6 protein-coding genes are annotated in these 6,185 nt (G+C 40.0%); 2 read left to right on the top strand and 4 right to left on the bottom strand.

Annotated features, from left to right (window positions below; all coding sequences use genetic code 11):
• Positions 1 to 856: 856 nt before the first annotated feature.
• The gene (locus tag BEN30_RS12555) at positions 857 to 2,650 is read left to right on the top strand and encodes a DEAD/DEAH box helicase family protein (protein ID WP_069958675.1); all 1,794 of its coding nucleotides are present in this window, start codon (positions 857 to 859) and stop codon (positions 2,648 to 2,650) included.
• 241 nt (positions 2,651 to 2,891) lie between these two features.
• Here the strand turns inward: BEN30_RS12555 and BEN30_RS12550 are convergent, their stop codons facing one another.
• The 3 genes from BEN30_RS12550 to BEN30_RS12545 all read right to left on the bottom strand — a co-directional run bounded on the left by BEN30_RS12550 (position 2,892) and on the right by BEN30_RS12545 (position 4,416).
• A complete protein-coding gene (locus BEN30_RS12550) occupies positions 2,892 to 3,485 on the bottom strand; it encodes a hypothetical protein (protein ID WP_069958674.1) in 594 nt (197 codons plus the stop codon).
• A 108-nt stretch (positions 3,486 to 3,593) separates the two neighbouring features.
• Entirely contained in the window at positions 3,594 to 3,917 is a 324-nt protein-coding gene (locus tag BEN30_RS18410) for a hypothetical protein (RefSeq protein ID WP_139135021.1), read from the bottom strand.
• Between the two features lie 49 nt (positions 3,918 to 3,966).
• Entirely contained in the window at positions 3,967 to 4,416 is a 450-nt protein-coding gene (locus BEN30_RS12545) for a hypothetical protein (RefSeq protein WP_069958673.1), read from the bottom strand.
• Positions 4,417 to 4,562: 146 nt separating this feature from the next.
• Here BEN30_RS12545 and BEN30_RS12540 point away from each other — a divergent pair, with 146 nt between their 5' ends.
• Positions 4,563 to 4,805, top strand: a complete 243-nt coding sequence (locus BEN30_RS12540; RefSeq protein ID WP_069958672.1) for a helix-turn-helix domain-containing protein — start codon at positions 4,563 to 4,565, stop codon at positions 4,803 to 4,805.
• A gap of 277 nt (positions 4,806 to 5,082) precedes the next feature.
• Here the strand turns inward: BEN30_RS12540 and BEN30_RS12535 are convergent, their stop codons facing one another.
• A complete protein-coding gene (locus tag BEN30_RS12535) occupies positions 5,083 to 6,048 on the bottom strand; it encodes a tyrosine-type recombinase/integrase (RefSeq protein WP_069958671.1) in 966 nt (321 codons plus the stop codon).
• Between the last annotated feature and the right edge of the window lie 137 nt (positions 6,049 to 6,185).

The following is a 6,185-nucleotide window of genomic DNA, read 5'->3' as shown; positions in this document are numbered from 1 at the left end:
CCCGCTGAGCTACGCGCCCGATAAAAGTTACGACCACTCTCAGGAGTCCGTAGGAGACTCACTGAGTCACGCTGAGGGATTTCAGCACATACCCCACCATTAGTAGACCTGATGCTACTGTATGGAGTCCTAGCGGGCTTTACGATGCACACATTGTGTGTTACAGATAATCCACCAGGACGATATGGTTTGGTGCCTAGCGTTATGTCCGGTGAAATCCGGTAATGTAAGCAAGGATAAATCCAGGGAGGGCCTTTATGAGGTCCGACGAATGCCCATCCTCGCAATGAGGCCAAGGGCGAGACTGTAGTCTCCGTTAATACGGAAGCACTCAGAACCATATCTGACATATTTCAATATCAAAATTACATCTCAATGTTGACTGAACGCTGCAAGCGTACCTTATCAAGGATGCGTGGATACGTGTTCACAGTTTTTATTTGTGAACGGAAGATACAACCATCTGTTATTTAAGGAATGTTCACTGTCTTGGTTAGACTGGTGACATATCTTAGAGCCGCCCAATCACTGCTCCCGGACGTATTTCCACCTCACATGGATTAAACAAACTTACCCACACCCCTCTATGAGATGGGGATAAGGGGGGCTGGGTATTCGTGTGTAGGTATTCTCTGACCTTCACATTTTCTCAGAAAAAATCCTGATATAGACTCCCATTGAAGCAGGTATTCGCACTCATACTACAGGAGCTTCCATCAAACCATAGGAGAAGAGGTAAATCGTAAATTAATTACATAGAATCATACATTTAACCAGAAACATAAATCACAATACACATGGCGTGGAGCAACTTAGCTCTGCGCTTTTTTAATAACCAATCAAAAGAGGAATAAAAATGGAGAATGATAAAGTTCTTTATGAACAAGCATTATTAAACACGACAAGAATTTTGAAATCTTATGGGAATGAAATATCTAATGAGCAATATGAAGCGCTGAGCAGCTTGATTAAGGAGTTCACTTGGATTGCTGTTACGAAACAAAAACAACCTGTACGAAGAACTGTCTTCCCAATGCCGTGTGGCACAGGCAAAACAACAGCAATTAGGGGGTTCTGTCAGGCCATTAACGAATTAGGTAGACCCTATAACATCGTTATATGTGCAGAAAAAATCGAAGCTCTTTGTCAATTGAATCGTGACCTAATTAACGATGGTGTACCAAGCAAAAAAATATCTCTGATCCATAGTAAAAAGTTTGATCCGAATCTAGATGTTGAAGACTTAGACAAAAATTACGCATCAGAACCTAATACTGACAAGAATGACTTACAGCAATTTGTATTAATGAGCCATGCAAAGCTAAATTCTATTAATAAATTTGGATATGACTTTAGATTTGGACATGACTTGCTGATATACGATGAATCATTAATCCTTGGGGAACCTTATCTGCAAAAGCTATCTGATATAACAAAATCATTAGCGGGCTATAGTGGCGTAGTTGATGGAGAAAGATATGGTGAATACTCAAAAGAAAAATTATTCAGCCTATGGTGTAATGAAATTAAAGAACATTTGGTTAGGCAAGATGAAGGGGTTATTCCGAGTGTAAAACTTCCAATATCATATGATGAGGCAAAAAAAATCATTAGCAATATATTCAATAACCAAGACCCCTTATTAAAATTTCTTGATTTACATGAGCAAGGTACCGATATGAGAGTGCTCAAATCAGAACAAGGAATGTCGATAGTTAGCTATAAGAAAACGATCCCTGAATACCTTAGTGATATTATTATACTTGATGCATCATACCCAATTCGGAAGCTATTGTCCTATGATTCTACTGTGAAGAGCAAACGCCTCCATCAAGTTAAGAGTTATGAGAACGTCAAAGTGTATACTAAGAGCATAGCATCTGGACGATATCATATAATGTCTGAATTGAGTAACAAAAGAAAACCAAAAATTTTTATAGAGACTGTTAATTTGACTATTAAGTTGGCAAAGAAAAAAGAGAAGGTTTTAATTTTTACCCATAAGGATGCACTGGATTATTTGAAATCTATGCTTAAAAAAGTAGCATCTAAAAATGAATATAACCGAGTAAGTTTTCTGTCATGGGGCAATGAAACCGCAATCAATAAGTATAGTGATTGTACGGCAGTTATTTTGGCTGGCGTTATCCAACTCCCTCAATCCTGCCTAGCAGGAATGATGATTGCTCAAGCTGATAATATAAACCTTGAGTGGAATGAAGATGATTTAATGAAGATCAATCAAGGAGAAAAAGTTCATAGAATTTATCAGGCATTAAATAGAGGGCAATGTCGTAAGGTGAAGAATGGAAAGGCTTTACCGATGAAGACGTATATTTTCACATACGATGTAGACGGTCTAAAATATTTTCTTAAAAAGATCATGCATGATGCAAGCTTTATAGATTACAAAGCAGAGCTTTTAGATAATATGATCACGAAGAAAGAACAATGTTCCAGGGAAATTATATCCTTAATAAGGAGCAGAGAAGAAAGCGGAGAGATCAAAACATCTACCGCAAATATCTTTAAAAATATTGGTCAAAACTATAAACCTGATACGAAAGAGTGTGCGTTAAATCACGCGTTAAATACAGAATTGCCAACATGGAAAAGAGAAAACAGATCAATAGTTAGGACGCTTAGTTAAACTACCTAATATTACGGTGTATCAGTATGTGCTTTTTAATTTATTATTTATAGGGATACCCCCTTTAGACTTCAATACTTATTATTTATTGTGCGCAAATGATCTCACATATGTGGAGGACAAACTTGCTTAACCGTGAGCTTTCACCATGAAAGGAACTCTCCGCAACCTAATTCGTAGTGTTGATAAATTGAGGATGTGAATTGTGTCCGAAACATTGCGATTTATATCACCTTATTTGTCATTCATTTTTTATATCTGACAGATCAAATGTGATTGTAACAACTTCGTCTGTACACTGGTTATCTCGGTATGAACTAAAATCATATTTGCGAGCAGTAACAACCAGAGAATTGCCGACAACCGTTGCACTGTTTCGACACTTGAGAGACGAAGAACCAAGAAAAGTAATAATACGTCTGGTTTGTGTTTCGCCCTTTAAGATATCTGAATACAATTGACCAGATCGAATACGGTAAATTCCAATTTCATATCCATGTTTGAGAACATAGAGGCCGGATTCTGTCACACCAATAACATCGTATCCAAAGTAGCTATGAGCGTCCTTAGGGTCTTCGTAATAATAAACTGTATCCCCTGTTTGCCCTTGGTTTTCTATTCCCTCAAAAGCAAGATTACTGGTCTGACATTCGTCCAATACAATTTCACGGATGGATGTTTCTGTGTCACTCATCCAAGCTTGCATAAGGTTGATGCACTTGGGGTTGATTGGCTTGCCATTTACAGAGAAGCCAACGGCTACAGGGTCAATCGCCAAAGCGGGGGTTGCGGTAAAGAACAAAATACATACAACCAATTTTAAAATTTTATCCATCAATCACCTCAAGTGTCAGCGCATAGTCCCGTACAACTCAACCCTCTCTCTAGCCATATTTTTGCATGATGAAAGAACAATGATCAGATTGTTTCCGTAGAAAATTCATCAGCTAGGTATCATAAGTGAAATCATCTTTAATTGTGGCACTACTGACATGGCTTGCTCTCTTGGGTATCCTGCCCTAATTAGCAATGCAGGCACCATGGATGTGACGTGTAAAGCCTGATTCTTATATCGCGCATTTGACATGAAAACTGAAAACACATCCTCATCAGCAACTGCCAATACTTTATCTGATGAGGACTCTGCAGTATATAGGTGACAAAGCTCAGAAGCGCACTTTCTATTAAGAGGATCACTATTTCTCTTAAGGTTTCGCAACAGATATAAAACTATAAAAACGACAACCGCTCCAAGTCCCCATTCCATTTACGCTCTCCTATATTAAACATTCTCACAGGTAAGCTAAGATCGGAAATTACTTCCAATTGTTACCCAACCCTTCAGCTAAGATGTCCCAAACGATTTCGTCAGGAAGGCCGCAAGATGCAGTCCAGCCTCCTGCTTGCGTATAAAAGAGTGTTTCATTGGTGCTAAGATCGGAGAGCTCAAAAACGGCTCGTCCCAACATGATCCCATCACCACCGATGCACCAATCAACCTCACGTCCAGGATAAACTGAGATCCCGTACTTAACCTCCGCTTCATTGTAGGAATAGTGCGTTGTCTCATTGATGGACTTATCGACACGATTTAAGCTGGCATATTTGACAACTTTGAACCCAGCCATCTTTAACGCAATTCGAATATCGGGATCGAATTCAGTTTGCGTTAACAGAGCAACAACCTTGGGCTCACTAGATAAATTAGCATCCTGAAAGTACCTTGTTTTAAGAGGGGCAGCACATGCTGAAACCAAAAGGGCCACAGGTATGCATGCTATTAAAACACGACGGCAATTTGATAATCTCATATTTCACCATTTAAAGAATGAGAAGATGCATTATATAAATTATCTAAATTTAAGATAATCTGATTAGTAGATTAATTGAAGCACTCTTTTTGGAGGGTGCTGTGCAAAAAACACTTAGCTCAAAACGTCATAGGGTATTGATTAACTTTCTCATTAAACAACGTGAGAATGTTGGTATGACACAAGTTGAGCTAGCGGATATAATCGGTGAGTATCAGTCATTTGTAGCTCGTTTAGAGAGTGGACAGAGACGTGTGGATGTTGTCGAGTTTCTTAAGCTATCTGACGTTCTAAAATTTGATGCCAGTGTTTTCATTCAAGACCTATCCCTTATTGATGATTAGCAAACCAGAGTAAAGTTTGCAGTCACCTCAGCCGCACATAGTCTCGACGAATGTAATGTAGAGTAGCGATAACACAGTTGTTTTTGTTTAACTTTACTGGGTATTTTTGCGGGCAAAGTTTAGAGAATACGTCCCATCTTTATCATTATAATGTTTACCTACACACAACTCAGAACTCTCTAGCTCAGCCTGCATATCGCCCTTTACCTGCATTGAACATTAACTGCAACACCACTGGGTGTACAGTGTTCTTTGGTCAAAAGTTTTCGACCATACCTTAATCAAGCAAGTTAATCACATCACCGACATTCAAGTGAGTATATCGCTGCACTGAACGTACATCCCTATGCCCACTCACCATCATGATCTGAGCTTGATTAAACCCTTTACGGGCAACAATTGTTATGCGGGTGTGGCGCAGTTGGTGAAGTCGAACATCTTCATCTAGACCTACTTTCTGACGTGCCCTTCTAAAGGCTGTTGTTACGCTGTGAGCGTCAACAGGGAACAGCTTGGCATGAGGGTTAGAACAATGCTCCGAAGACTCTGTAAGTAGCTCTACAGCCCTTCTGGTGAGAGGTACGAGTCTATCCCCCGTCTTACCGTCAACAACATTCAAATATCGTTGTTCGAGAAACAAATCACGGGGAGTTAACTTCAATATTTCAGAGCGCCTCATAGCCGTTTCATAGGCAACCTCAACAATCGCAGCCATAATTGGAGGCAGTGCTGACATTAGAAGTTTAAGTTCATGAGGTTCAACAACACGATTACGAGGTTTCCCATGTGGCGGTAAAACAACATCGTCAACGGGGCAAGGAATTTTCATAAGATATTCCCGCCTCGCCCAACGATAAGCACGAGCAATCAATTCCAAGTCTTTTCGACAGGTCGCTGGGGCAACATGACCTAGCCGATACAATCGAAACTCATTGATGTGTTCTTGAGTAATCTCATCTATGGCAGTTGGCAAAGATAGAGATTCAAACATATTACAGACGCGCCCAACACGATCTAAGGTTTCCTGTTGCGACTTCTTACCCCGTAACCCGATGGAGCAATATTTTTCCACGAGTTCATATAGAGTGGTTGTTGGAGACTGAACCTTGACCTGACGTTTCTGATTGTGAAGCCAAGCCTCTGCTTCTGTCTTAGATTTAAATGATGCTGATTTTGCTTTTTGTCCGGTGACACGGAATTGCACATTCCATGTACCACTGGGAAGTTTACGAATAGAGGACATATCAAGGGTTTCCTGTAACTTTATGTAGTTACAGAGTCTTGAAGCTCTTCACACGGCAGGGGTCACAGGTTCAATCCCTGTCGCGCCCACCATGGAGAACCTAGCGGAAACGCTAGGTTTTTCTGCTTTTAGGGCTC

Source organism: Magnetovibrio blakemorei (assembly GCF_001746755.1).
In the GTDB taxonomy this organism is placed as follows: Bacteria; Pseudomonadota; Alphaproteobacteria; order Rhodospirillales; family Magnetovibrionaceae; genus Magnetovibrio; species Magnetovibrio blakemorei.
This window is presented reverse-complemented; position numbering and strand designations above follow the sequence as displayed.